25 protein-coding genes, 1 pseudogene and 1 other annotated feature are annotated in these 25478 nt (G+C 38.7%); of the genes and pseudogenes, 21 read left to right on the top strand and 5 right to left on the bottom strand.

Translation table 11 applies throughout. The annotated features are described in order from the left end of the window. The first annotated feature begins 33 nt into the window (after nt 1–33). From BMZ99_RS21415 to disA, 6 genes are all read left to right on the top strand, one after another. The gene (locus BMZ99_RS21415) at nt 34–480 is read left to right on the top strand and encodes a CtsR family transcriptional regulator (protein ID WP_090942663.1); all 447 of its coding nucleotides are present in this window, start codon (nt 34–36) and stop codon (nt 478–480) included. 13 nt (nt 481–493) lie between these two features. Continuing rightward, nucleotides 494–1018, top strand: coding sequence for a UvrB/UvrC motif-containing protein (locus BMZ99_RS21410; RefSeq protein ID WP_090942661.1), 525 nt, complete (start codon nt 494–496; stop codon nt 1016–1018). A gap of 3 nt (nt 1019–1021) precedes the next feature. Continuing rightward, nucleotides 1022–2086 (top strand): protein arginine kinase, encoded by a 1065-nt coding sequence (locus BMZ99_RS21405; RefSeq protein WP_090942659.1) that lies wholly within the window; start codon nt 1022–1024, stop codon nt 2084–2086. A 13-nt stretch (nt 2087–2099) separates the two neighbouring features. After that, on the top strand, nt 2100–4541 hold the full coding sequence (locus BMZ99_RS21400; RefSeq protein ID WP_090942656.1) for an ATP-dependent Clp protease ATP-binding subunit: 2442 nt from the start codon (nt 2100–2102) through the stop codon (nt 4539–4541). Nucleotides 4542–4683: 142 nt separating this feature from the next. Beyond that, entirely contained in the window at nt 4684–6048 is a 1365-nt protein-coding gene (gene radA / locus BMZ99_RS21395; RefSeq protein WP_090942654.1) for a DNA repair protein RadA, read from the top strand. Continuing rightward, nucleotides 6045–7121: a DNA integrity scanning diadenylate cyclase DisA gene (gene disA, locus BMZ99_RS21390; protein WP_090942651.1), complete on the top strand. Its 1077-nt coding sequence runs from the start codon at nt 6045–6047 to the stop codon at nt 7119–7121. Before radA ends, disA begins: the two co-directional genes overlap by 4 nt. A gap of 23 nt (nt 7122–7144) precedes the next feature. Here the strand turns inward: disA and BMZ99_RS21385 are convergent, their stop codons facing one another. From BMZ99_RS21385 to BMZ99_RS21375, 3 genes are all read right to left on the bottom strand, one after another. Continuing rightward, entirely contained in the window at nt 7145–7471 is a 327-nt protein-coding gene (locus tag BMZ99_RS21385) for a stage II sporulation protein P (RefSeq protein WP_090942649.1), read from the bottom strand. Between the two features lie 25 nt (nt 7472–7496). Next, entirely contained in the window at nt 7497–8675 is a 1179-nt protein-coding gene (spoIIP, locus tag BMZ99_RS21380) for a stage II sporulation protein P (RefSeq protein WP_090942646.1), read from the bottom strand. A 156-nt stretch (nt 8676–8831) separates the two neighbouring features. After that, complete coding sequence (locus BMZ99_RS21375) at nt 8832–9224, bottom strand: nucleoside triphosphate pyrophosphohydrolase family protein (RefSeq protein ID WP_007937864.1); 393 nt, start codon at nt 9222–9224, stop codon at nt 8832–8834. Nucleotides 9225–9527: 303 nt separating this feature from the next. On the opposite strand from BMZ99_RS21375, the gene BMZ99_RS21370 reads away from it, so the two are divergent. From BMZ99_RS21370 to ispF, 4 genes and pseudogenes are all read left to right on the top strand, one after another. Then, complete coding sequence (locus tag BMZ99_RS21370; protein WP_090942642.1) at nt 9528–10022, top strand: CarD family transcriptional regulator; 495 nt, start codon at nt 9528–9530, stop codon at nt 10020–10022. 127 nt (nt 10023–10149) lie between these two features. Continuing rightward, nucleotides 10150–11277, top strand: coding sequence for a PIN/TRAM domain-containing protein (locus BMZ99_RS21365; protein WP_090942692.1), 1128 nt, complete (start codon nt 10150–10152; stop codon nt 11275–11277). A gap of 246 nt (nt 11278–11523) precedes the next feature. After that, nucleotides 11524–12216, top strand: a pseudogene (ispD, locus tag BMZ99_RS27705) (2-C-methyl-D-erythritol 4-phosphate cytidylyltransferase); the annotation flags it as partial. Nucleotides 12217–12273: 57 nt separating this feature from the next. Next, nucleotides 12274–12753, top strand: coding sequence for a 2-C-methyl-D-erythritol 2,4-cyclodiphosphate synthase (gene ispF / locus BMZ99_RS27700; RefSeq protein WP_245755098.1), 480 nt, complete (start codon nt 12274–12276; stop codon nt 12751–12753). Between the two features lie 188 nt (nt 12754–12941). Here the strand turns inward: ispF and BMZ99_RS21355 are convergent, their stop codons facing one another. Further along, nucleotides 12942–13499 carry a rubredoxin-like domain-containing protein gene (locus BMZ99_RS21355; protein WP_090942637.1) on the bottom strand — a complete coding sequence of 186 codons (558 nt, stop codon included), beginning with the start codon at nt 13497–13499 and terminating at the stop codon, nt 12942–12944. A gap of 347 nt (nt 13500–13846) precedes the next feature. Between BMZ99_RS21355 and BMZ99_RS21350 the strand changes: the two genes are divergently transcribed. From BMZ99_RS21350 to pfp, 11 genes are all read left to right on the top strand, one after another. Continuing rightward, nucleotides 13847–14113: a hypothetical protein gene (locus BMZ99_RS21350; protein ID WP_090942633.1), complete on the top strand. Its 267-nt coding sequence runs from the start codon at nt 13847–13849 to the stop codon at nt 14111–14113. Nucleotides 14114–14254: 141 nt separating this feature from the next. Further along, complete coding sequence (gene gltX, locus BMZ99_RS21345) at nt 14255–15718, top strand: glutamate--tRNA ligase (protein WP_090942630.1); 1464 nt, start codon at nt 14255–14257, stop codon at nt 15716–15718. Nucleotides 15719–15829: 111 nt separating this feature from the next. Beyond that, nucleotides 15830–16048: a binding site (T-box leader), on the top strand. Between the two features lie 166 nt (nt 16049–16214). After that, a complete protein-coding gene (gene cysE / locus BMZ99_RS21340) occupies nt 16215–16892 on the top strand; it encodes a serine O-acetyltransferase (RefSeq protein ID WP_090942627.1) in 678 nt (225 codons plus the stop codon). Beyond that, nucleotides 16873–18318 (top strand): cysteine--tRNA ligase, encoded by a 1446-nt coding sequence (gene cysS / locus BMZ99_RS21335; RefSeq protein ID WP_090942624.1) that lies wholly within the window; start codon nt 16873–16875, stop codon nt 18316–18318. The genes cysE and cysS overlap by 20 nt, the downstream gene beginning before the upstream one ends. Continuing rightward, complete coding sequence (locus BMZ99_RS21330; RefSeq protein WP_090942622.1) at nt 18315–18815, top strand: Mini-ribonuclease 3; 501 nt, start codon at nt 18315–18317, stop codon at nt 18813–18815. The genes cysS and BMZ99_RS21330 overlap by 4 nt, the downstream gene beginning before the upstream one ends. Continuing rightward, nucleotides 18812–19498, top strand: a complete 687-nt coding sequence (thyX, locus tag BMZ99_RS21325; protein ID WP_090942619.1) for an FAD-dependent thymidylate synthase — start codon at nt 18812–18814, stop codon at nt 19496–19498. The genes BMZ99_RS21330 and thyX overlap by 4 nt, the downstream gene beginning before the upstream one ends. Before the next feature lie 445 nt (nt 19499–19943). Continuing rightward, a complete protein-coding gene (gene rlmB / locus BMZ99_RS21320; protein ID WP_090942616.1) occupies nt 19944–20696 on the top strand; it encodes a 23S rRNA (guanosine(2251)-2'-O)-methyltransferase RlmB in 753 nt (250 codons plus the stop codon). Further along, nucleotides 20693–22045, top strand: coding sequence for a VanW family protein (locus BMZ99_RS21315; protein ID WP_090942613.1), 1353 nt, complete (start codon nt 20693–20695; stop codon nt 22043–22045). The genes rlmB and BMZ99_RS21315 overlap by 4 nt, the downstream gene beginning before the upstream one ends. A 60-nt stretch (nt 22046–22105) precedes the next feature. Next, nucleotides 22106–22621 carry an NYN domain-containing protein gene (locus BMZ99_RS21310; RefSeq protein WP_090942610.1) on the top strand — a complete coding sequence of 172 codons (516 nt, stop codon included), beginning with the start codon at nt 22106–22108 and terminating at the stop codon, nt 22619–22621. 144 nt (nt 22622–22765) lie between these two features. Further along, a complete protein-coding gene (gene sigH, locus BMZ99_RS21305) occupies nt 22766–23503 on the top strand; it encodes an RNA polymerase sporulation sigma factor SigH (protein WP_090942607.1) in 738 nt (245 codons plus the stop codon). A 376-nt stretch (nt 23504–23879) separates the two neighbouring features. Then, nucleotides 23880–25139 (top strand): diphosphate--fructose-6-phosphate 1-phosphotransferase, encoded by a 1260-nt coding sequence (gene pfp / locus BMZ99_RS21300; RefSeq protein WP_090942604.1) that lies wholly within the window; start codon nt 23880–23882, stop codon nt 25137–25139. A 191-nt stretch (nt 25140–25330) separates the two neighbouring features. Here the strand turns inward: pfp and BMZ99_RS21295 are convergent. After that, on the bottom strand, nt 25331–25478 hold a 148-nt coding region (locus BMZ99_RS21295), incomplete at its 5' end, for a transposase (RefSeq protein WP_139214812.1).

The raw sequence follows: 25478 nt of genomic DNA, 5'->3' as shown, positions 1-25478 counted from the left end.
GTCAAATAATGATTAAAGCAGGTAGGTGAGACTATGGGCAATTTGGCAGACGATATTGAAAAGCTGATTCTTCATAAACTAGCGAATCAGTGTGAGGATATTGTTGTATTAAAACGTAATGAAATGGCTGAAGAGATTGAGTGTGCCCCGTCTCAGATTAGTTATGTATTAAGTACTCGCTTTACGATAGAAAGAGGGTTTATTGTAGAGTCAAGGCGTGGCTCAGGTGGATTTATACGTATAGAACGCATTCCTGTCCATACGTTGATTTATGAAGATGCAGCAGAACAAGTTGTCGAGGATACGATGTTTTCTGAGGCTGTAAATATTGTAAAAAGTCTTACTGCTCAGGGGATGCTAACTGGACGAGAGGCCGCTTTGATGCTACATTTCTTTGACATTATTTATGAACATATAGCACCTGAAGAACGATCTGCAATGTTACGTTCTTTGCTATTAAAATTATCTGAGTTAACATGAGGAGGATTGTATGATGTTGTGTGATGAATGTAAGAGCCGTACAGCTTGTATGCATATAATCAAAATCGTTAATAATCAAAAGACGGAAAAAAACTTGTGTGCTGAATGTGCAAAGGCCGCAGGTGAAATTAGTTTATCCTTTGACACACAGTCTTATGTCCACGATTTTTTGAAAGGTATTTTCAATCATGGGCTTTTTGTTGATCCTCAGATGCTAAGGGGGCAGGAAAGCTGCTCTGAGTGTGGCATGACATATACGGATTTTAATCGCAAAGGAAAAGTTGGCTGCAGTGCTTGCTATACTGTTTTTGGTGGGCAATTTGAGCCTTTGTTAAAACGTATTCATGGCTCTAGCTCTCATACGGGGAAAATACCTAAGCGTAACGGCGGTACCCTTAAAATTAAGCAGCAAATTAAGAAGATACGTCAGCAGTTGGAACAATATGTTATCAATGAAGAGTATGAGAAGGCCGTGCTATTGCGAGATGAAATTAAAAATTTAGAAAAAGAAATTGGGTTAAGCGGCAAGGGGGAATAGCAAATGTCAATGGAAAATTTGCTTGATCAGCCATTTGTGCATTGGATGAGTAGTGGTGCGCAGGATGGTGATATTGTACTTGCCAGCCGCATTCGTTTGGCACGTAACTTGGAAGGTATACCCTTTCCTCAAAGGGCCAACGGAGAGCAGCTGTCTCAAGTGGTGTCTCAGTTAAAGAGTTCTTTATGCGATTTAAATAATAACGAGCAGTCGGATTACATGTTTGTTGATTTAGAGAAGCTGCCATTGTTAGAAAGATTAGTATTAGTTGAAAAGCATATTATTAGTCCTGATCATGCACGAGAAGCAAGCAATAGAGCAATTCTTGTAAAGCAAGATACAACGGTAAGCATTATGGTTAATGAAGAGGATCATTTGCGAATACAATGTTTAATGCCTGGACTCAATTTAGTGAAAGCTTTTACAAGTGCCAATCAGGTAGATGACATAATTGAAAATAAACATGCTCTTGCTTTTAATGAAGAACTTGGATATTTGACTTCTTGTCCTACTAATTTAGGTACAGGTCTCAGGGCTTCAGTTATGGTACATCTACCTGCATTGGTTTTAACTGGACAAATCAATCGTATTGTGAATGCTGTAATTCAGCTTGGTTTAACGGTAAGAGGACTGTATGGCGAAGGTACAGAGGCTGTTGGCAATATTTTTCAGATTTCCAATCAATTGACTTTAGGTTTTACAGAACAAGAGATCATTGATAATTTATACAGTGTAGTAAAGCAGGTAGTAGATCATGAGCGTACAGCCCGCGGCGGTTTGTATGCTGATACTACGGATATGTTGGTTGATCGCGTATGGCGCGCTTATGGAACTTTAAAGTACGCTCGTAGCATCTCGGGTCAGGAAGCATTGGCTTTATTGAGTGATGTACGAATGGGATATGAGTTAGGAATTATTAATGAAGGCTCTGGCTGTAATTTTAATGAGCTTATGGTAATTACAAGACCAAATTTCTTGCAAAAAATGAGTGATTGCTCCGAATTAAGCGGTAATGAACGTAAAAAATTAAGAGCGCAGATTATTCGAGAGAAATTAGCAAATAACTAGGAGGGGAATTTAGATGTTAGGACGATTTACTGAAAGAGCACAAAAAGCACTGCATTTTGCTCATCAAGAGGCTATCGGATTAGGACATGACTATATAGGTACAGAACATTTATTATTAGGTCTATTGCATGAAAGTGAGGGAATAGCAGCCAAGGGACTGCTGTCAGTAAATATTAGCATTGAAACTGTCCGGATGGAGGTGGAAAAATTAGTTGGGCGAGGCGAAGCTGCGAATTCTCAAATTTCCTATACTCCTCGTGCGAAGCGGTGCATTGAACTGGCAATTAATGTCGCTGCTGATTTAGGGCATAACTATGTTGGCACAGAACATTTATTATTAGGCCTCCTTCAGGAAGGAGAAGGTGTAGCAGCTCAACTATTAGACGGGCTTGATGTAGATGTACAAGTATTAAGTCAGAAAGTATCAGAGTTATTAAGCGGCTTCTCTGCATCTGGGCAAGGCGCGCAGCAGCAGCAGCAGGGAGGAAAACAAGTAAGCTCCAATACGCCTACGTTAGAAGAATTTGGTCGTGATCTCAATAAGTTAGCACGTGAAGGCAAGATTGATCCTGTGATTGGTCGAGGAACTGAAATTGAACGTGTACTGCAAATTCTCAGTCGTCGTACAAAAAATAATCCTGTACTCATTGGTGAGCCTGGTGTTGGTAAGACTGCGATTGCGGAAGGGCTGGCGCAGCGTATTGTGCAGAATAATGTTCCTGATATACTTGGTGTAAAGAGAATTATTTCTTTGAATATGGCATCGTTAGTAGCTGGATCGAAATATCGTGGTGATTTTGAAGAACGCTTGAAAAAGGTTTTAGAAGAAGTTCGTCAGGATGGTAATGTTATTTTGTTCATTGACGAGTTGCATACTCTAATTGGAGCAGGCGCTGCAGAAGGAGCGATTGACGCCGCAAATATTTTAAAACCTGCTTTAGCTCGGGGCGAAATACAAGTGATTGGCGCAACGACGCTTAATGAATATAAAAAATACATTGAAAAAGATGCTGCACTGGAACGGCGTTTTCAGCCAATAACGGTAAGTGAGCCATCTGTAGAAGATGCTATTACTATTTTGCAAGGAGTTCGAGATAAATACGAAGCCTTTCATCGAATCAGTATTACAGATGAAGCAATTGAGGCGGCAGTTACTTTGTCTCATCGCTACATATCCGATCGATTCTTACCGGATAAGGCAATTGATCTTATGGATGAGGCAGCAGCCCGTGTACGTCTTAAAACGTTTTCATCTCCTTCTAATGTGAAAGAGTTGGAAAAGACATTAAAACAATTGCAGACAGAAAAAGAGGCTGCTATCGCGGCACAAGAGTATGAGCAAGCTGCGCACCTTAGAGATGAAGAAAAAAGATTAAAAAATGAACTGGAAAGTAAGCAAAAGGAATGGAAGCAGCAGGGAAATGAACAGCTTGTAGTTACAGGTGAAGAGATTGCTCATATAGTAGCTGTTTGGACAGGTATCCCCGTTGAAAAACTGGCCCAAGAAGAAGCGGTAAGACTGCTGAATTTGGAAGAGGAACTTCATAAAAGAGTGATTGGTCAGGAGGATGCAGTTAAGTCTGTGGCTAGAGCAGTACGTCGCGCTAGGGCAGGTCTTAAAGATCCAAAGCGTCCTATTGGTTCTTTCATATTTTTAGGACCAACAGGTGTTGGTAAAACAGAGTTAGCAAAGGCTTTAGCTGCTACTTTGTTTAATGATGAAAGTTCTATGATTCGATTAGATATGTCAGAGTATATGGAAAAACATACTGTTTCTCGCTTAATCGGAGCTCCTCCCGGTTATGTTGGATATGATGAGGGCGGGCAGTTAACAGATGCTGTTAGACGTAAACCTTATTCAGTTATTTTATTAGATGAAATTGAAAAAGCTCATTATGATGTTTTTAATATTTTATTGCAGGTTTTAGAAGATGGCAGATTAACTGACAGCCAGGGTCGTAAGGTAGATTTTAAGAATACGGTCATTATTATGACTTCTAACGTAGGGGCAAAGCATTTGCGTAGAGATAACACTATGTTGGGGTTCTTAGCGGATGATAAAATGAATAATGAAGCTGAAAATGCCAAGATCAGGGTGATGGAGGAAGTAAAACGCACCTTTCGTCCTGAGTTTATCAATCGAGTGGATGAAATGATTGTATTTAGCAGCCTGAGTGATAGCGAGCTTACTAGTATTGTGGATATTATGTTAAAGGATGTGGGTAAGCGTCTAGAGGACAATACACTTTATTTAGAATGCAGTGATAAGGCTAAGGCGGAATTAGTAAAAGAGGGACGAGACTACGCATATGGTGCAAGACCTCTAAGAAGGGCTATTCAAAAATTAGTTGAAGATGAAATTGCAGAATTAATGCTTCGTCATCAAGTGACCAAAGGCGACACAGTTTTAATTGATGTTGATGCTGATGGAAAAGTAAAATTGATGAAAAAATAACAGATCTTGTAAGTTATTGCAGGAAAATAGAAGAAATAGCACGAAGAGCATTTTATAATAGCAACGATATAGTGCATGTTATAAAATGCTCTTATTGTGTTTTATATTTGATATTGTTGGAAATTGGAAGGGGTAAGCATAATTGTCTAAAGCTAAGATTCATTTTGTCTGTCAAGAGTGCGGTGCGGATTCACCGAAGTGGTTAGGACGTTGTCCAGGCTGTGAGTCGTGGAATAGTATGGTAGAGGAAACGTTTAGCAGGCAAAATGGGAAGAAGAGTAATAACGCCGGCAATGGTGCTAAACCACGTCCAATTACGGAAGTGGACAATTTTGTGGTGCCTAGACTTTCAACAGGGGTAGGAGAATTTGATCGTGTACTAGGCGGGGGAATTGTGCCAGGGGCTCTTATACTGATTGGCGGTGATCCTGGTATTGGAAAATCAACAATGCTGCTGCAAGTGGCTTGCAGTGTTAGTCAGACCTATGGCAGTGTCTTATATGTTTCTGGCGAAGAATCAGCTGCTCAAACAAAAATGCGGGCCGAGCGTTTGAATAAATTAAGTAATAAGTTATTGATTATGACAGAAACAAATTTAGATGAAATCGCACTATCTGCCAATCACTTAAACCCTGCATTGTTGATTATTGACTCGATTCAAACGATGTATAGCCCAGAGATTCCATCAGCTCCAGGAAGCGTAGGGCAAGTGAGAGAGTCTACAGGAAAACTATTACGCTTGGCAAAAGAAAGTGGTATTCCGATTGCTATTATTGGTCATGTAACAAAGGAAGGAAATATTGCTGGTCCCCGTATTCTCGAACATATGGTAGATGTTGTATTGTATTTTGAGGGAGAGAAAACCTACGCTTTCCGTGTACTTCGTGCGATTAAAAATCGTTTTGGCTCAACCCATGAGAGTGGAATTTTTTCCATGGAGGAAGATGGCCTTATAGAAGTCAAAAACCCTTCAGGGCTATTGCTATCCGAAAGGCCAGAAAGTGCTCCAGGATCTGTCGTATTAGCTTGTATGGAAGGTGTTAGACCCTTACTGATTGAGATCCAAGCGTTGGTCAGCACCACTTGCTTTGGCATGCCTAGGCGTATGGCAGTTGGCTTTGATTATAATCGATTGATTCTTTTAATGGCAGTGTTAGAGAAGAGGGTCGGATTGATGCTGAGCAATCAGGATGCGTATGTGAATGCTGTTGGTGGCATTAAAGTAACGGAACCTGCTGCTGATTTGGCAGTCATTCTTGCAGTTGCATCCAGCTTTCGTAACATATCGTTGGATGCTCATACGGTGGTTATGGGAGAGGTTGGTCTCACAGGTGAAGTGAGGATGGTGTCAAGAGTAGACGTGCGAATTAGTGAAGCAGCTACCATGGGATTTAAACGATTTGTGATCCCAGCAGGTAATTTAACAGGACTCAAAATACGACAGCCAGGATTGAAAATAGTTGGAGTTAGTAATGTAATTGAAGCAATGGAGGCGGTGTTTCTATGACGAAAAAGCGACAAGATAAATTATGGGATGCGAAATTTGTAAAAACAATTAAAAAATTAGTTCCTGGCACGCCGCTGCGAGAAGGCTTGGAGAATATTTTAAGGGCCAAGATGGGGGTCTTGGTATTGGTAGGCAATAATCAGCCTCTATTGGACGTAGTTGATGGTGGATTTTCACTAAATTGTGAGTATACTCCTGCTGGTTTTTATGAATTGGGAAAAATGGATGGAGCTTTAATTTTATCTTCTGACCTAAAGCATATTATATATGCCAATGCCCAATTGGTGCCAGACTCAAGAATTCCTACGACAGAAACCGGTACAAGACACCGTACTGCTGAAAGAGTTGCTAGGCAAACCGGAGGTTTGGTGATTGCTATATCACAAAGACGGAATTTAATTACCATGTATCTTGGTGATTTACGGTATACCCTAAAAGACATTACAGTAAGTTTAAGCCGTGCTAATCAAGCACTGCAAACATTAGAGAAATATTGTAAAGTGCTGGTTCGAAGTTTGACAAATTTAAGCGCTTTAGAGTTTGAAGATTTTGTAACATTATTAGATGTTGCCGAAATTATTATTCGAGTAGAACAGGTGAGTCGTATCGCTATGGAAATCGAGCGCCATGTTATTGAATTGGGTAGTGAAGGTCGTCTGGTGAGCATGCAATTAGAAGAATTGATGGCAGAGCAGGATGATATGGAGTTATTGCTTAAAGATTATTGTTTTAATGGATGCCAAGAGCAAGAAGTACGAGAGCAATTGGCAGCACTGCCAGAAGAAAGTTTAGAGCCGTATACCATTTGCCGTATTTTAGGCTATGGAGCTACGCCGAATATCTTGGATGTTCCTGTGGTGCCGCATGGGTTTCGAGTATTAAGGCGAATTCCTCGTTTGCCAATGTCCATTGTGGAAAATGTAGTATCTCACTTTAAGACGTTACATTGTATTTATAATGCTACGATCGTTGAATTAGATGACGTAGAAGGAATTGGTGAAGTGAGAGCAAAAACAATAAAAGACGGATTAAAACGTGTGCGGGAGCAAGCCTTGTTAGACCGTAATATGTAAAGACAAAACTGGATAGCAAGTTATTATTTTTTCTTATACTTATCTAAATTTATATCTCTTACAAACCGAGCATAAGCTCGGTTTTCTTCAATTTTTACGACTTCATACAGTTTGTTTTCCTCTGTCAAGATTTCATCACCAACGCTTACCACTAAAGGTACATACATTAAGCTATGACCATCCGCTTCATCTAAAATGAAATAATAATCATAGATTTGCTGAGGTACTGGTTCTGGTTTTTGTTGAATCGAAAAGAGATTCAGTGGTAATAAATGCAAAAAGCTAAGGATGAGCAAACTTGAAAATAGTACAATTCCGATTAACACCGCAAATCGACGTTTGTGTATCATAATGACAACTCCTCAAGGTGTATAATTAATCTTTCCTTTTTCTTTGCGGGCCAAGAAAGTTAGTAAACTCGTATTTATAGAATTTATATAATTTATTCCTTGCCTCTTTCCAACTGCCGGTACTAAGATAGAGATATGCAATGATCCCAAGTAGTACAACTCCAATAATGGATAAAATATTAGTGAGAGTGATGCCTGCTTCTTCGGTAGGTGAGGTATTTTCGGCAAAGGTTCCTGTAGTTGTGCTTTGATCGTTTGAGGAAGTAGCACCAGATAGCGGCGTATCTGCTGAATTTGGTGCAGGAGAAGCAGGAATTGGCTTTGGAGTAATAATGGATGGAAGGATATCAGCAAATAAAGCAGCACTGCGTTCCGCAGCTTCTCTTGTATTATATTGGGTTCCCATTTCTAACAGCATAGAACGAGGATTTAAATCTTGATTATAATTACCACGAGCCATAAAGATGCCACGTATTAATCCTTTGTACGTTTTATCCGCATTTGCTTTAATTTTTTTTGCATATTGAAGGGTCGTGGCCTGATTTTGATTTTGTCGCCCCACAACTAATAAAATCCTAGCGGTATCTTCTCCATTGATGGTTGTCGTATATGATGTAAGAGGTCCGCTGTCACGGTGAAGATCAAATAGGGCAGCAGGCTGGCGTTCGAGCAGTTTCATAAAGGTACGCCTAGATCGCTGATAAGCATTTGCATCATGTGGCTCATGCAGCGTTTTACTATGTAGGGGTTGGTAACCAAGTTCTTTGAGACGGTTGCTAAAACGGTCACCGACTTTCATAATACTACCTTCACCAGGAGTCGTTGACTTACCATCAGTGGGAATGTAAGATTCATCGGTATGGGTATGATAAATGGCAATGATTGGCTGATTGCTATCAGCAGCACCTTGCACCGTGATTATTTCCATTTCTAACGAAAGAGTGGGTTCGGATTCTATATAACGAGCTTTTGCTAATGAACCTTCTATTGTGACAATTTCATACAGTTTATTGTCCTCACTAATGTATTGGTCACCTATATGAAGAACCAATCCTGACTGCAGAATAATTTGATCATTTTCATCTAATATTGTATTATATCCTGATTCCAGTTCATCAATAGCAGGAGAAGAAGATGCCTGGGTGCAAGGAGAATAAGTTGAAAAAAGTAGAAATAGAAAAACTAATGTTGGAAAAAGATGCATGATACCACCTCATTATCTGTAATAAATGACCTCATTATAGTTGTATCATGTCCTCATAGTAAGTCCTTTATGTAATAAAAAAGACACGACTATAATAGTCGTGTTCACTGTAAATTAAAGGTTTTATCTTCGAAGGAAGTGTTTGTAAGCTGACAATTAGGATAGATGAAAAAATCCTAAAGTAGTAACGGTATTGCATTCCCTGCGCATCACTTCATTGAGGCTAATTCCAGATAAATTGCAAAGTGCAGCTAGATAAAATAGACTATGACCGAGTTCTTTTGTGAGTACTTCTTTACATTGCTCGCAAGGCTCACCTGATAAATGAGAAGACATAAATTGCTTCAAATCACTATATTCGATATCAGCAGGTGCTTGTTGACGAGTGGCATTTACGGCGACACAGCCGCATTCGGTAACTGTTTTGGCAAATGCACGATTTACTCGGGCACTTGCTTCTTGGTATTTTGTCATAATATCAAGAATACTGCGATGACGGATTAAATAGTCATCTACAGCGGTTTGAAAATCAGAGCATTTTTCATCCATTAAATAAACACCTCACTTTGATGTTTATTATATAAACTTCACTCTATGATTGTCAATATTTGTACAGGCATGAATTTTGAAATTTAAGAAGATGATTTTGTGATTATTACATAATAAATATTTTCAAAATATTCTTAATGGCCAAAAGTAAGGATATAATCGAAGGTATTGGGATGTAAACTTCAATAAATCGATTATGAGGTCAAAATTTTATTTGACAATAATTAATATGCTATGCTAAAATATACAATTTTGACAATATCTTTTGTTTGTGATATACTAGCTTACATAGGAGTTGATGCTATGTTAGCTATAGGGGACAAAGTAGTATATCCCATGCATGGTGCAGGTGTCATTGAAGCAATTGAAAAGCATGAAGTGTTTGGGCAGCTGCAAGATTATTATATTCTCACTATGCCTTACGGTGGCATGAGAGTGATGATTCCTATGAAGAATGTAGAAAATATTGGACTTAGAGAAGTAATTGACGAAGTCGGAATTAGCAAAGTGGTAGATATATTAAGAGCTACTTCGGTACAAGAAACGGCTAGTTGGAATAAAAGATTTAACTTAAATTTAACAAAGATAAAAACTGGTAGCATCTATGAAGTGGCTGAAGTAGTGCGGAATCTTATTCTTCAGGACAATGCAAAAAAACTTTCGGCAGGTGAACGAAGGTTGCTAGAAACTGCTAGAAAAATAATGGTAAGTGAATTGGTATTAGCTTGTGGTAAGGATTTAGGAAGCATAGAAGAATGGATAGATGAGTTGATGCAGGAAAATACGCCAGGTAGCTGACGTATTTTTTTGTTAATGTTAGGATATAATAGATAATGTTTCCAGAAGGTCTTAGTTGCAATGCTAGACTTGTGGGAATGGAGAAAGTCTTATATAATAAATAAATAGTAAGGGAGGTGTAAGTTTGTTGGACAAAATTTTGCGATTTGTCATTACGTTATTAGCAGCTGTTTCAGGTTTGATGACAGCAAAATGGCTAGGCACCAGTTCCTTTTTATCATCTATGGTGAGTGGTGAGTTTTTAAAAGTAGGATTTATTACCAGTGATGATACAATCGTCACCATCTTCGTAGCTGCTTTTGGTGGAGTAGCAGGTGGGATTATTGGTTATATATTGGCACCCTTTTTTATTAAATATTTGTGGCAGTTTACCTATTGGGTAGAAGCTAGACTTAATAAAATGCCAGTATCTGATGTCATTGCCGGTTCTATTGGACTGGCTGTTGGTTTGATCATCTCGAATTTGATTGGTTCTGCATTTATGCATATTCCGCTTATTGGTAGCTATGTTCCTGGAATTATTAGTATTATTTTGGGATATCTGGGAGTAAATATTGCTATTCATAAACGAGAAGAAATGATTGGGCTAGTGGCAGTCCTCCCTTGGAAGACCAAAGAACGGCAGAAAGAAAAAATTATTACGAAGCCAAGCTATAAAATTCTAGATACCAGTGTCATTATTGATGGTCGTATTGCTGATATTTGTAAAAGTGGTTTTGTCGAAGGTACTCTTGTAGTTCCCATGTTTGTGTTAGAGGAATTACAGCATATATCGGATTCTTCTGATTCGCTGAAGCGCAATCGCGGACGTAGGGGTTTAGATATTCTAAATCGTATGCAAAAAGAGCTGGGGTTGCATGTGGAAATTAGTGAACAAGATTTTGAAGATACTACAGAAGTAGATGCAAAACTTGTTAAGTTGGCTCAATTGATGAAAGGTAAGCTGGTTACGAATGATTACAATTTAAATAAAGTTGCTGAATTGCAGGGTGTAACTGTTTTGAATATTAATGAATTATCTAATTCGGTGAAGCCGGTAGTATTGCCGGGAGAAGAAATGGTTGTACATGTTGTAAAAGATGGCAAAGAACTTGGGCAAGGGGTTGGCTATCTTGATGATGGTACAATGATTGTCGTTGATAGTGGTAAGAAACATATGGGTGATACCATTGGAGTACTAGTGACATCTGTATTGCAAACAGCTGCTGGACGAATGATTTTTGCAAAGCCTAAAGGCATTGAAAAAGGCGCTTAAAGCAATCATGTATAATAACGGAAAATGTCTTCGAGATCTGTTGATAAACAGTTTCGAAGACATTTTTTTGTAAGATAAGAATGTATAATGATTTTAAAAATACTTGGTATTTCCTTTATCGATAGGCTAATGTAATTATTATGACTTGGCAAGATCGAGATTTTTTAATAGAATAAGGAGAAGTAATTTATTGCTTTAAAAGAGGTTATTTGGTAACAATAATCGAACAATAAGATATAATAAGTGATGATGTATTTATGGGAAAGGCAGGATAATATAGTGGTTACAGTGATTATACCAGCTGCTGGGCAGGGAAAAAGGATGATGAGGGGAGGCAATAAAGTATTTCTGCCGCTCGTTGATATGCCCGTACTATTACATAGTGTGCTAACTTTTTCAGCCTGTTCCGAGGTGGATAATTTAGTCGTTGTTGTTGCTTCTGATGAAGTGGTTCAGGTGCAGACGATGCTATGTAATTTGACAGGGATTAAACCTTGGAAAGTTGTAGCAGGTGGTAGTGAACGGCAACATTCTATTGCAAATGCGATTAAAGTAGTTCCTAGCACAACAAAAACAATTCTAGTGCATGATGGTGCTAGACCTCTTATAACAGAAGAATGTATTACTAATGTTATTAAAGCTTCTGTCGTTCATAAGGCTGCTATAGTTGCTGTAGCTGTAAAAAATACAATTAAAACAGTAGATGAAGATGGATGGGTTACGGATACTCTAGAGCGTCGCAAGCTTTGGTCGGTACAAACACCGCAGGGGTTTGATGCTCATTTATTACGTAAAGCATATGAGCAAGCAGAGAAAGATCAATTTGTCGGTACAGATGATGCTTCTCTTGTTGAGAGATTAGGCGTAAGGGTTAAGATTGTATGCGGTTGTTATGATAATCTAAAAGTTACTACTCCGGAGGATTTAACAATAGCTGAGGCATTACTAAAGGAACGAAAGAGTATGGTAGAAAGTAAAGGTTGTGACAATAACGAAATGATGCGTGTTGGTATGGGATATGATGTTCACAAATTGGTGAAGAACCGCAAACTAATACTAGGTGGTGTAGAGATACCTTATGAATTAGGGCTAGATGGGCATTCTGATGCAGATGTATTGCTGCATGCAATTAAAGATGCTCTTTTAGGTGCCGCAGCATTAGGTGATATTGGGAGGCATTTTCCTGATACGGATATACAATATAAGGGAGTATCTAGTCTCTTCCTGCTAAAGAGGGTAGGAGAAATTATTGCTGAGCATGGTTATCTCGTACATAATTTGGATGCAACGATTGTAGCCCAAAGACCGAAAGTGGCAATGTACATCCCTGAAATGAATTGTAATATTGCTGCTGCTCTTGGACTTAAGATCGGGCAGGTCAATGTAAAGGCAACTACAACCGAAGGACTAGGATTTGCAGGTAAGGGAGAGGGCATTGCTGCCTATGCCGTGGCATCGATCCTGCAAGTCGAATAAACAAAAAACTGCCAGCCTGATAAACGGGCTGGCAGTTTTCATTCTTTTAGGTGAAGACTGTATAAGTTGTATTGATATCTAAAATGTATAAAGCTAGGTAAAGATCTAATTAACCTCTAAAGGAGTCTATTTTTTTATTCTTTGCAGCCTTCGCAGTTCGTTATGTTTGCTTATTTATGCATTGTTATTTATCCCGGCATCATGGAATTAAACATAGTAGAGCCTGCTCTGCCGAGGTAAATGCCACAAATGGTAGATACAATGCTCAATACAATAATAAGTAACATGCTGCTTGTAGTAAAGCCATTAGCAAGATATAAAACTAGTATCACAATAGATAAGAGTTGGAGGACTGCTCCGACAATTGCTTTGCGGACGAGAAGCGGTGTTTTTAACTTTTTAAATCGAATTTTACCATCGATTAGGCCTGTAATAAAGCCTAGCAATACAGAGAAAGGAAAAGCAATGATGGAAAGTTTAGCCGCGATAAGAAATTCTCCCCGCAGCGGATCTTCCACCCAGAAGGAAAGACTTAGCATGAAAAAGATGACGGCAATAAAGACTTGAGGAAAATGCACACTGATAGGATGAAGATGCTGATCAATAATAAATGTGCGACGAGGAGAAATTTTCTTCGTGTACGGTTCAAAGACTGTTTTTGGTAAACCACAAGCAGGACATAGGTCTTCTACATGGTTTTCGTCCATAATGAATCCGCAGGCTTTACATCTGACATAAGTTTTCATGTTATTACCTCCTATTAATGTTTAAAATGCAAAAGTTTATCTATTATAAATAATTCACGATTCATTTATAATCTCCTGTATTTTTGCAAAAATAAAGTAGAAATAAGGGGGGATTTGTATAAAATTTATGAATTGATACATATTATAAATAATCTGGATTTTATGTAGCATTCTGTTAATAGTCTCTCTGAAACGTGTCATTATAGTATGACGAAGAATTAGAGTTACTAATGCCTTAACCTATTGATTAAATCATTCATTCATGGTTAGCATTACCTCGTCTTTTGCCTGCTAGACTTAAGTAGTCGCTTTTAGAGAGGGTATTGATACATCTAGGAGGAGTATACATGCGCAGAAGAATATGTGTGTTATTTATGATAGCAGTATTAGTATGGCCAAGTGCAGCATTGGCTGCAGATTACATGGTGAATATAAATGTTGTACGACAAGAAGATGGCACTACATGCGGTGAACTTTGGTATAACAACCAGATTATCTGGCGGTTGGCTATTTTAGCTGATGGTGCTAAGCCAGTATCGGCATTTCATAGTGCAAAGACGACATTCATAGCACCAGACTTAGTAGATGGATTATTTATGATAAAAGTAGAGTAATGACATCATTGGCACTTGAGGAAATAAAACCACAAGTGCCAAAAGCTTTTTTTGCATAAATATTGAGAATCTGCTAGAATTATATGGAACTAACTATATATACATAATGGCTAGCAGAAAGACGTTTTGGAGGGAATTTGCATGTTACAGCAGGATATTCGAGTGCGATTTGCGCCAAGTCCAACAGGCCCTTTTCATATTGGAGGAGCTCGTTCGGCATTGTTTAATTGGTTATTGGCAAAAAGGTATAATGGCAAATTTATTATGCGGATTGAAGATACGGATTTAGAACGTTCTACAAAAGAATCAGAGGAAAATATTAAAGAAGCATTGCAATGGCTGGGAATTACCTGGGATGAAGGTACTGATGTAGGCGGACCATATGGGCCTTATCGCCAAACTGAACGTTTGGATACATATCGCATTTATACAGAACAATTACTGAATGAAGGCAAGGCATATTACTGCTATTGCAGTGAAGCAGAGTTAGACGAGGAACGACAACTACAATCAGAAAAGGGTGAAACTCCTCATTATGGCGGTAAATGTCTGCATCTTACACCAGAAGAAAAAGCTGATTTAGTAGCCCAAGGCCGTAAGCCTACAGTACGTTTTCATGTACAAGAAAATAAGCAGATTATCTTTAAGGATATGGTACGTGATACAGTGACTTTTGATTCAAATGGAGTAGGGGACTTTGTGATTGTGAAATCAGATGGTATACCTGTATATAATTATGCCGTGGTAATTGATGATGCATTAATGAAAATTACCCATGTAATCCGTGGAGAGGAACATTTATCAAATACACCTAGGCAAATTGTGTTATACGAAGCCCTTGGTCTTACACCACCAACCTTTGGCCATATTTCACTCATTTTAGGATCGGATCGCACGAAAATGAGTAAACGCCATGGTGCGACTTCTGTGGAGAAATATCGTAATTTGGGGTATCTGCCAGAGGCTATTGTAAACTTTTTGGCACTGCTTGGTTGGTCACCAGGTGGAGAAAAAGAATTTTTCTCATTAGAAGAATTAATTGAGGAATTTTCTATGGAGCGGGTTGCCAAGAATCCTGCTGTTTTCGATGTTGATAAATTAAATTATATTAGCGCCCAATATATTAAGAAAGCCAGTCCAGAAGAGGTTACAGAACTTGCGCTGCCTCATCTGAGAGAAGCTGGTTACATTGGTGAAGAGTTATCTGCCGAAAATAGAGAATGGCTGACGCAAGTAGTTGCTTTATTGCAAGAATACATTAGTTATGCGGCAGAAATCGTGAACCATATAGATCTTTTCTTTACGGAAAATATTGAATTTGAAAATGAGGAAGCTGCTGAAGTTTTACGAGATGAAGATGTTCCAGGGGTTATAAAGAGTTTTTGTGAGAAATTACAAGGGCTAGAGGTTGTAGATGCTCCTAGTGTTAAGGCGCTTTTAAAAAGTATCACAAAAGAATTAAAATTAGGTGGTAAAAAGGTCTTTATGCCTTTGCGGGTTGTAGTAACAGGTAAAATGCATGGTCCGGATTTAGATAAAATTATTGCTTTAATTGGCAGAGAAAAAGTATTGAACAGAATAACGAGTACATTAGCTAAAATCTAATTGACACACCTATCCTCTCTTAGTATAATTTCATAATAAGAAGTAAGCATAAATTTGAGTGGTTGTTATTTTGAAGGTTACCAAATCAAGTAATGCTGCATACATATATAAGAAAATGTAATGATTGGGAAAAGTAAGTGTAAGTCTACCTTCCAGAGAAGTAACGCCACCGGCTGAGAGCGATACTAGGAAAGATACGCCCAAAATGCACCCATGAACAAGTTGGCTGAATGTATAGTAGGTCAATTCGGTAGCAACCGTTATTGTGCGTCTAAGAGGTATTAATAGTAATACCTAAGCAGAGTGGAACCACGGACCACTGTCTCTGTACGAGATGGTGGTCTTTTTTTGTTGATCTTTAATCCGATGAAAAAAACGCATATATACACTATTTAAGTGTTAGTCAAGAGGGCTAAGTCGTTGAGAAGCAGGATGAAGATTGGTGGAGTTAAAAGCTATTGCCAAGCCGTTTATAATTAAGAGGGGGGAACATCCTATGTTTGCACGGTTACAAAAGGATATTAGGGTAATATTTGAACGTGATCCAGCTGCAAGAACAGTGTGGGAGGTATTGCTATGCTATCCTGGGCTTCATGCTATTTGGCTGCATCGCATTGGACATTATTTTTATAAGCGGGGGTGGGTTGTTTTTCCACGTATGATCTCTAATATAGCGCGATTTATAACCGGAATTGAAATACACCCCGGTGCTACAATTGGAGAAGGATTATTTATCGATCATGGTACAGGTATTGTTATTGGAGAAACGGCTGAATTAGGGGAGAATGTAACATTGTACCAGGGAGTAACCTTGGGGGGCACGGGGAAAGAAAAAGGCAAACGCCATCCTACAATTGGTAATAATGTGGTAGTTGCCAGCGGTGCAAAAGTATTAGGATCATTTACAGTTGGAGATAATTCTAAAATTGGTGCTGGCTCTGTTGTTTTAAAGACCGTACCTCCTAATTCCACCGTGGTAGGTATTCCAGGGCAAATTGTGTGGCATAATGGTAAAAAGGTAAATGGAATTGAAGTTATTGATTTACAGCATGATGATTTACCGGATCCAGTGCAGGAAATGATGCAGTGTTTGCAGCATCATATGTTTAAATTGGAAGAGCGAATTAATCTGTTAGAAGAGGAGTTAAAGAAAAATGGCATTAAAAGTATATAATACGATGACTAGGCAAAAAGAAGAATTTGTACCGCATGAGGCAGGCAAAGTTAAAATGTATGTCTGTGGGGTAACGCCTTATAATCATCCACATATTGGGAATGCCAGACCTTTCATTACTTGGGATGTCATTAAGCGTTATCTTGAGCACTGTAGATACGAAGTCTTTCACGTGCAAAATTTTACAGATGTTGATGATAAGATTATTAAAGCTGCCAATACAGAAGGCGTGACTTGGGATGTAATTGCCAACCGTTATATAGCATCTTATTTCGAAGTAATGGATAAATTAAACATCCGTCGGGCTGATATCTATCCAACAGTCTCTGATCACATGACAGAAATCATTAAAATTGTTGAAGGTTTAGTAGCAAAAGGCTACGCTTATATTGTTGATGGCGATGTATATTACAGTGTGGAAAAATTTGATGACTATGGAAAATTGAGCGGCCGAGATATTGAAGATATGAAAGCTGGAGCCAGAGTGGATGTAGATGAGCGCAAACACCATCCTATGGACTTTGCATTATGGAAAAGTGCTAAGCCTGGTGAGCCAGCCTGGGAGAGTCCCTGGGGAAAAGGGCGGCCAGGCTGGCATATCGAATGTACGGCAATGTCTCTAAAATATTTGGGAAATAGTTTTGATTTTCATGGCGGTGGCAGTGATCTGATTTTTCCACATCATGAAAATGAAATTGCTCAATCAGAAGCTTTTGTAGAAGAAGGTCAGCCTTTCGTGCGTTATTGGCTTCATAATGGGTTTATTACCGTAAATGAAGAAAAAATGAGTAAGTCGTTAGGAAATTTCTTTTTGGTAAAGGATATTTTAGACCATTACTCTCCAGAAGTATTGCGCTTTTTTGTTTTGTCCACACATTATCGCAGTCCTCTTGATTTTAGTGATGAGCGTTTATCAGAAGCACAGCGTAGTTTAGAGAGATTGCGTACTGCTGTGGAGAACGTACTGCAATTGGAAAAACTGCCAGATGCTGTGAATGAAAATAAAGCTAATGAATTGGTAAAAGTGGCAAAGCAGGCAGAAGAAGATTTCTGTAAAGCTATGGATGATGATTTTAATACGGCGCTAGCCATTAGTGTAATATTTGGTTTAGCTAAGGAAATTAATGTATATTATAATGGCGTGATTGCTGGAAAAGTTCAGCACACTACTAAAGGCTATACTGCCCTTCGTGAAACTTATTTTATGATGGCAAATATTATAGGAATATTTGTGCAGGAGCAAACTGGTAAAGTGGATGACAGTCAAGAGCTGGTAGAGCAATTAATGGATATTATCATTGAGATTCGGCAACATGCTAGGCAGAATAAGGATTGGGCGACAGCCGATAAAGTTCGTGATAGCCTAGGGGCAGTGGGAATTATTTTAGAAGATTCTCCTCAAGGCGTTAGGTGGAAAAAACGATGAAATTTGATCAGTTCCAATACTTGCTCAGTAATGTTTTTCAAGAAAACGAGGGAGAAGGACCTCCACCTATAAAATATAAAGATTTGCCTGTGGAGCGCCTGCACCCTTTGGTGCTTGCTTATGTTGGTGATGCGTATTTTACACTCTATATACGTACAACACTATTAGCTTACGAGCAAAATAAAGTGCGGGTGATGCATACCCTCGACTCCAAAATTGTGTCAGCTACCATGCAGGCAATTGCGTATCAGTCTTTGGAAGGTCAGCTCACTGAGCAGGAAATGAGTATAGTCAAACGAGGACGGAATGCCAAATCAACAGTCCCGAAGAGTGCTACTGTTGCCGAATACCGAAATAGTACGGGTTTTGAGGCGTTGTTAGGTTATTTATATTTAGGGAAAAATTACGAGCGCTTGTCAGAACTTGTGGAAAAAGCATTTGCTATTATTGCCCGGGAAATGACAAAGGATGCCAAGAAGAGTGGGGAAAAGAAATGAAAGTAAAATTAATATCGCATACTCCTGAACCAGAACGAATGGTAGCAATGTCAGCAAGACTTTGCTATTCGCCAGTTGGGGCAGAAGAATTAGTAGAAAACATGTCGAATACCCAGGTGGAAAAGTTAGTAAATAAGATTGTCGAAATGGAGCATCTGTCGACATTAGAACATGTAAGTTTTACCTTTGCAATTGAAGGCGTGTCCCGGGTATTAACTCATCAATTGGTTCGCCATCGTATTGCTTCTTACTCACAGCAATCTCAGCGTTATGTTAGTGAACATGATTTCGAATATATTATGCCTCCTGCAATAGCAGCGAATGAACTTGCTAGAACAAAGTTTGAAGAATTGATGGAATCGATTCAAAATACATATAATGAATTGGTAGAATTAGGAGTTCACAAGGAAGATGCCAGATATTGTTTGGCAAATGCTGCAGAAACTAAAATTGTAGTAACGATGAACGCTAGAACCTTATTGCATTTTTTTGAATTGCGCTGCTGTGCAAGAGCACAATGGGAAATTAGGAGTTTAGCAGAAATCATGCTCAAGGAAGTAAAGAAAATTGCTCCTCTGCTGTTTAAAAAAGCCGGACCAACTTGTATAACTAGCAATTATTGTGGTGAGGGTGAGCTAACTTGTGGTCGTTTAGCAGCTATACAAGGTAATTCTAAAAAATAATTGTAAAGATGAAATGAACCACAAAGATACAATACCGTTGCCGCGGTACACAAAGCCAGTCACTCTGACTTGTGTTTTTTGTCTTTGTGGTTTCTGTTTTTAAGCACTTGTATATAATTTTCAGTCATCATATATTTGATTGTCACATTGCCATATAACTGTCTAGTAGTCCGCCAAGTTAAATCCATGGTGCTCTTGTCGTGAGATTTTTCGCCCAGCTTCGTTGTCGTTACCTTACATATATCCGATATGCGCGGCTCCTCCGCCTTGTTGGACAAAAAATCTCGCGCAATTCATTCCATAGCTTTAGTCTTGGCGGACTACTAGGCAGGATTTTCTATTGTCATGGTGTAATTTTAAATATAAGAAAATGCTCATACACATACCGAAACAGAAAAAAGGGAAAAATAGATGTCGTTAAATGATAAATGAAAGGGGATACATAATGGCCGAATCAGAAGAGTTTATTATGGGACGTAACAGTGTGATGGAGGCATTGAAAAGTGGTCGTCCGATTAATAAAATATTTGTGGCAAAAGGAGAGCGGCAAGGATCAATTCGCGAAGTAATTGCCTTAGCTCGTGAAAAGCGGCTTGTTATACAAGAGGTAGAAATGAGCAAAATGGACGGGATGACAAATGGACAAAAGCATCAGGGTATCGTAGCTAGCATACCGCCTGTAGCTTATGCTGAATTGGATGATATCTTAGCCAAAGCCACGTCACCTGACCAAACTCCTTTTCTTGTTCTTTTGGATGAGTTAGAAGACCCTCATAATGTAGGGGCTATTTTACGTACATCGGATGCAGCAGGGGTACATGGCGTGCTGATGCCCAAAAGGCGCAGTTGCTCTTTATCAAGTACGGTAGCTAAAACCTCAGCTGGTGCAGTAGAATATGTACCAGTAGCAAGAATTGGCAATGTTTCGCAAACGCTTGAAGAGTTAAAAAAAACAGGGATGTGGATCGTTGGAGCCGATATGGACGGAGAAAAGAATTACTATGAAGCAGATTTGACGGGACCCATTGTTGTAGTGGTAGGCAATGAGGGCAAAGGGATGGGACGTTTGACCAAAGAACATTGTGATTTTGTAGTTCGGATCCCGATGCTTGGTAAGATTAGTTCTTTAAACGCCTCCGTTGCCTGTTCCTTACTTTTATATGAGGTTGTCAGACAGCGGGAGATGAAAAATAAGTGAAGAAAACGTGGTTAGGAATGACCGCGCTGGGTATTTTAGTCGTAGTTATTATCCTTTTTTCTTGGTATCCTAAGGTATATAAAGGTGTAATACTAGAAGGCGTGGATATTGGAGGATATAGTCGGGACGAGGTAGTTCAATTATTGTCATCATGGCAAAGTCAATATCATGCTAAGTCAATTGTAGTGCAGTATGGTGATATAACATCAAAGGTAGATGCTGAAATGATTGAATTAGGCATTGATGCGGATGCTACATTGGATCAAGTTTGGAATTATGGACGACGTGGATCTTGGTGGGAAAGAATGCAAAACATTAGAATTGGCTGGGAGAAGAGTTATCCTGTTCTTCTGGCAATCAAGTATAATGAAAGCAAGCTAGAGGGGCTAATCGAACAATGGAGAAGTACGATTGATCGTCCGCCTCGTAATGCGGTTATTAATTTGTGGACCGGGACAATTGTTCCTCATGAATTAGGATATTCTTTGGATCGTGAGGCTTTGCGCCCAATGATTTTAGATGCATTCAAAACATCAAATCGTGCAGAAATAACTTTACCAGTCAAAATAATTCAGCCCAAAGTTACGATGGAAGATATCACAAATGCTGGTATGAAGGAATTTTTGAGCAGTTATACGACAACGTTTAATAGTGGAGATATGAACCGTACAGACAATATAAAATTAGCTGCTTTGAACACCAATGGAACCATCATTTACCCTGGAAAGATCTTTTCTTTTAATGAAATAGTAGGACCACGGGAAAAAGAATATGGATTTAAAGAAGCGTTGGAAATTGTTGATGGTGAATTTGTTCCAGGCATTGGCGGAGGAATATGCCAAGTTTCTTCTACGTTGTATAATGCTGTTCTTTTGGCAAATTTAAAAATTATTGAAAGATCCAACCATTCGAAGCCTCTCAGTTATGTGCCGTTAGGTCGGGATGCTACAGTGGCATATGGTGCATTGGATTTTCAGTTTATGAACAATACGCAAGAGCCCATACTGATTCTGGCTGAGGTTGAGGATAATAAATTGGTAGTTGGAATTTTGGGGCCGCACCCTTTAACGGAAAAGGTAGAAATCCAACATGAGAATCAGAAAGCAATTCCCCCGACCATTGTCAAGAAAGACGATGATGATTTATATTTGGGGGAAACACTAGTAGAGCAAGAAGGAAGACCGGGTTATGCATTAACAACTCTCAGGGTTGTATGGTCAAGAGGGCGGCAGATTTCCAAAGAAGTATTGTCAAAAGATATATACATGGGAGAGGATACGATAGTCAAGGTAGGTAAGAAAATTCCTCCTACGGCAGACGCGACGGATAAGAAGCAAAAAACAAAATAACCTTATGGAAGAATATATAGATTTAGAATGCAGTGTAGGCAGAGGCAATGGGAGATATTTATGAAAAACATTCTATTGGTTGATGGGTATAATGTAATTCATGCTTGGCCGGAATTGAGTGCCCACAAAGATAATTTGGAAGATGCAAGGGATAAATTAATTGATATGATGGCCAGTTATGGTGCTTTTCAAGATCTGACTGTTACAATTATTTTTGATGCAAATGCAGTAAGCGGCGCTACAGTATTTGAGGATCTAGTTGGACCCGTATCCGTCATTTATACACAAGAGGGCGAAACTGCTGACAGTTATATTGAAAGAATGGCGTATGATATGGTACGGCAGCGAAAGCTGGTATATGTAGTTACCTCTGATTGGGTGGAACAAATGGTTATATTAGGAGCAGGAGCATATCGCATTTCTGCCAGGGAACTTTTACAAGATGTGAAGAAAGTGAATAAGCTGATCAAAGAGGGCTTTAGTGAGTCCCAGCTTACCTACAGGCGGCATGAATTAGAGAATCGCTTAAATAGTGATGTGGTTCAACGTTTACATGAACTGCGTAAACGGGTGTAGTTGGACAAGTTTAAGCTTGACGAAATAGAGAGCAGTGAGGTATAATTTGCTTTGAAGTGGCATGTACACATAACTTAGAGCACTAATCCTTTAGTGCATTTTCTTTTTGTGAATGTGTAGCAATTTGAAAGTGGGGGCGATGCGATGCGTTTTAATACTCAATGCGATTTGTATGGCTCATTTGAAAATATGAGTGACGAAGAAATTGTGCTTGATGCAAAAGAAAGTGATAATACAATCGCACTCGACTACTTGATTAACAAGTATCGCAATTTCGTTCGGGCGAAAGCCAGATCATATTTTTTGATTGGTGCTGACCGCGAAGATATAATCCAAGAAGGAATGATTGGATTATATAAGGCTATTCGTGATTTTCGAACTGATAAGCTTTCTTCTTTTCGCGCTTTTGCTGAACTCTGTGTGACACGCCAGATCATTACGGCGATTAAAACAGCTACAAGACAAAAGCATATACCTTTGAATTCATATGTATCTTTAAATAAACCGATTTACGATGAAGATTCAGATAGAACGTTGTTAGATGTATTATCAGGTTCTAAAATATCAGATCCTGAGGAATTGGTCATTAGTAGAGAAGAATTTATTGATATTGAGGAGAAGATGGGAGAGATCTTAAGCGATCTAGAGTGGAAAGTACTTATGGCTTATCTTGATGGGAAGTCCTATCAGGAAATAGCTGTAGAATTGGATCGTCATGTAAAGTCAATTGATAATGCTCTTCAACGTGTTAAACGCAAATTGGAGAGATACTTGGATAATCGTGGAGATGACAGTGACATACAAGATATGTATAAAGGTCTTGCGGGATTCGGCAAAGAAGTCCAAGGATTGACTGGTTATGGTGATAAAAACAATGATTGAAATCTTATAAGAAAAACTTAGCTTAAAGCTTTGTTTTTCTATTTTTATGAACTGCATAAGATTATTTCATATTGTAAAGAAAAAATGAAATATTGTTTGTGATCCGATAGATTTGGCTTATGCCAAATCTTTTTTTATTGTAGAAATATAGTGTATGAATCTTCGGGATCGCACTTCAAATTGTTTTATCCCTTGAAAAGGAATTTTATTACAGATGTAGAAAGTTAAATAGTAAGAAAATTAAAAAAATACATTGAATTTTGTAAAGATAGGAGGAGTCCTATGAAGGAATGAATAGGATGAATACTTTACTTAATCTAGACATAAAGTTCTAAAGGTAAAAATATATTATGAATTTACGGAGGGATAGTGCAATATGTTAGAGACAAAGAAAACGATCGCTATTTTATGTGGTGGTGGTCCGGCACCTGGTATGAATAGTGTAATTAGTGCAGTCACTATCGAAGCCATAAAAAATGGATGGAACGTAATGGGAATCTATGAAGGGTATTCTCATTTATGTAATGGAGAGAAGAATGTAGTTTCCTTAACGATTGATATGGTTAGTCGGATACACCTTGATGGTGGCAGCATATTGGGAACAGCCAGAACCAATCCAACTAAAAGTGAAGCTCATTTGCGAAACGTAGTAAATACTTTAATTGAAATGGGCGTCACTCATTTAGTGACCATTGGAGGAGATGATACTGCTTATTCAGCTTGTAAGGTATCAGAATATGCAAGGAGAGTGCTTGGGATTGATCTATTGGTAGTGCATGTACCTAAAACAATTGATAACGATTTGCCACTGCCAGAGGGGATTCCTACATTTGGTTTTGAAACAGCTCGGGCGTTAGGTAGTCAACTGGTTACAAATTTAATGGAAGATGCAAAAACTACAAATCGCTGGTATTTTGCCATCGCTATGGGGCGTACTGCTGGGCATCTGTCTTTGGGTATTGGGAAGAGCTCAGGTGCTACACTGACGATTATTCCTGAAGAATTTGGGGATAAGACCATACGATTGCAGATGCTGGTTGATATTTTAGTTGGCTCGATTATTAAAAGATTAGCAGGGAAACGCAATTATGGTGTGGCTGTTATTGCTGAAGGATTAGTGGAAAAAATAGCAGTGGAAGATTTAAAGGAGCTGGATTGTACATGTTTTGATGAACATGGACATATTCGCTATACAGAGTTAAATTTTCCTGAACTGCTAAAGCAGGCTGTTGTGAAAAATCTTGCTGATTTAGGGCTGAAAATGACCATTGTTGGTAAGGAAATCGGCTATGAATTGCGCTGTGCTTCTCCTAATGCATTTGACATTGAGTATACACGTGATTTGGGATTTGCTGCTTTTGAGTTCTTGAAGAATAATGGGACAGATGCTCTGATTACCATTCAAAATAATGAAATTGTGCCGATTCCTTTTGAAGGAATATTGGATATGAGAACAAAGAAAACTCAGGTTCGTATGGTAAATGTACAGTCCGTTCAATACCGAATAGCTCGAGAATACATGATTCGCTTGGAAAAAGATGATTTATACTCTCAAGCAGATTTAAAGAAAATGGCATTGACAATTAATGTAGACCCAGATGATTTTGTGAAACGATTTGCATATTTATTAGATTAGTTGTAAAAAATAGAGATAAAAAGGAGGCTGTCGCAAAATGCTTTTTGAAAAAAAGCATTTTGTGGCAGCCTTCCTTTCTTGAGCAGATAAAATCCAGGCGAAAAAGAATAAACAAAGAAGCTCTTCTTCCGTTTATGCCCATAGCAAACAGAGGAAGCCTCTTCCCCAATAAAAAAGTCTATTTGTATTTGTCAGGCTGCTTTGGGAATATGCAAGTAAGTTCCACAGCGACCACTTTGAATTTTGTTGTGGAGTTTGTTTAGGTTATACCCCATGCACAGCAATAGAAACTCGGTTTGCACCTTGACGCTGCCTCTCATAAGAAAACGTCGGAAGCCC

Origin of the sequence: Pelosinus propionicus DSM 13327, from assembly GCF_900114615.1 — a bacterium.
In the GTDB taxonomy this organism is placed as follows: domain Bacteria; phylum Bacillota; class Negativicutes; order DSM-13327; family DSM-13327; genus Pelosinus; species Pelosinus propionicus.
The sequence above is the reverse complement of the archived record's forward strand: the minus strand, read 5'-3'. Positions and strand labels throughout refer to the sequence as shown.

Excerpts from the sequence above, each read along its gene's own strand:
- BMZ99_RS21415 (WP_090942663.1), top strand. The coding sequence starts at position 34 with ATGGGCAATTTGGCAGACGATATTGAAAAGCTGATTCTTCATAAACTA.
- BMZ99_RS21410 (WP_090942661.1), top strand. The coding sequence starts at position 494 with ATGTTGTGTGATGAATGTAAGAGCCGTACAGCTTGTATGCATATAATC.
- BMZ99_RS21405 (WP_090942659.1), top strand. The coding sequence starts at position 1,022 with ATGTCAATGGAAAATTTGCTTGATCAGCCATTTGTGCATTGGATGAGT.
- BMZ99_RS21400 (WP_090942656.1), top strand. The coding sequence starts at position 2,100 with ATGTTAGGACGATTTACTGAAAGAGCACAAAAAGCACTGCATTTTGCT.
- disA (WP_090942651.1), top strand. The coding sequence starts at position 6,045 with ATGACGAAAAAGCGACAAGATAAATTATGGGATGCGAAATTTGTAAAA.
- BMZ99_RS21385 (WP_090942649.1), bottom strand. The coding sequence starts at position 7,471 with ATGATACACAAACGTCGATTTGCGGTGTTAATCGGAATTGTACTATTT.
- spoIIP (WP_090942646.1), bottom strand. The coding sequence starts at position 8,675 with ATGCATCTTTTTCCAACATTAGTTTTTCTATTTCTACTTTTTTCAACT.
- BMZ99_RS21375 (WP_007937864.1), bottom strand. The coding sequence starts at position 9,224 with ATGGATGAAAAATGCTCTGATTTTCAAACCGCTGTAGATGACTATTTA.
- BMZ99_RS21370 (WP_090942642.1), top strand. The coding sequence starts at position 9,528 with ATGTTAGCTATAGGGGACAAAGTAGTATATCCCATGCATGGTGCAGGT.
- ispF (WP_245755098.1), top strand. The coding sequence starts at position 12,274 with ATGATGCGTGTTGGTATGGGATATGATGTTCACAAATTGGTGAAGAAC.
- BMZ99_RS21355 (WP_090942637.1), bottom strand. The coding sequence starts at position 13,499 with ATGAAAACTTATGTCAGATGTAAAGCCTGCGGATTCATTATGGACGAA.
- BMZ99_RS21350 (WP_090942633.1), top strand. The coding sequence starts at position 13,847 with ATGCGCAGAAGAATATGTGTGTTATTTATGATAGCAGTATTAGTATGG.
- gltX (WP_090942630.1), top strand. The coding sequence starts at position 14,255 with ATGTTACAGCAGGATATTCGAGTGCGATTTGCGCCAAGTCCAACAGGC.
- cysE (WP_090942627.1), top strand. The coding sequence starts at position 16,215 with ATGTTTGCACGGTTACAAAAGGATATTAGGGTAATATTTGAACGTGAT.
- cysS (WP_090942624.1), top strand. The coding sequence starts at position 16,873 with ATGGCATTAAAAGTATATAATACGATGACTAGGCAAAAAGAAGAATTT.
- BMZ99_RS21330 (WP_090942622.1), top strand. The coding sequence starts at position 18,315 with ATGAAATTTGATCAGTTCCAATACTTGCTCAGTAATGTTTTTCAAGAA.
- thyX (WP_090942619.1), top strand. The coding sequence starts at position 18,812 with ATGAAAGTAAAATTAATATCGCATACTCCTGAACCAGAACGAATGGTA.
- rlmB (WP_090942616.1), top strand. The coding sequence starts at position 19,944 with ATGGCCGAATCAGAAGAGTTTATTATGGGACGTAACAGTGTGATGGAG.
- BMZ99_RS21310 (WP_090942610.1), top strand. The coding sequence starts at position 22,106 with ATGAAAAACATTCTATTGGTTGATGGGTATAATGTAATTCATGCTTGG.
- sigH (WP_090942607.1), top strand. The coding sequence starts at position 22,766 with ATGCGTTTTAATACTCAATGCGATTTGTATGGCTCATTTGAAAATATG.
- pfp (WP_090942604.1), top strand. The coding sequence starts at position 23,880 with ATGTTAGAGACAAAGAAAACGATCGCTATTTTATGTGGTGGTGGTCCG.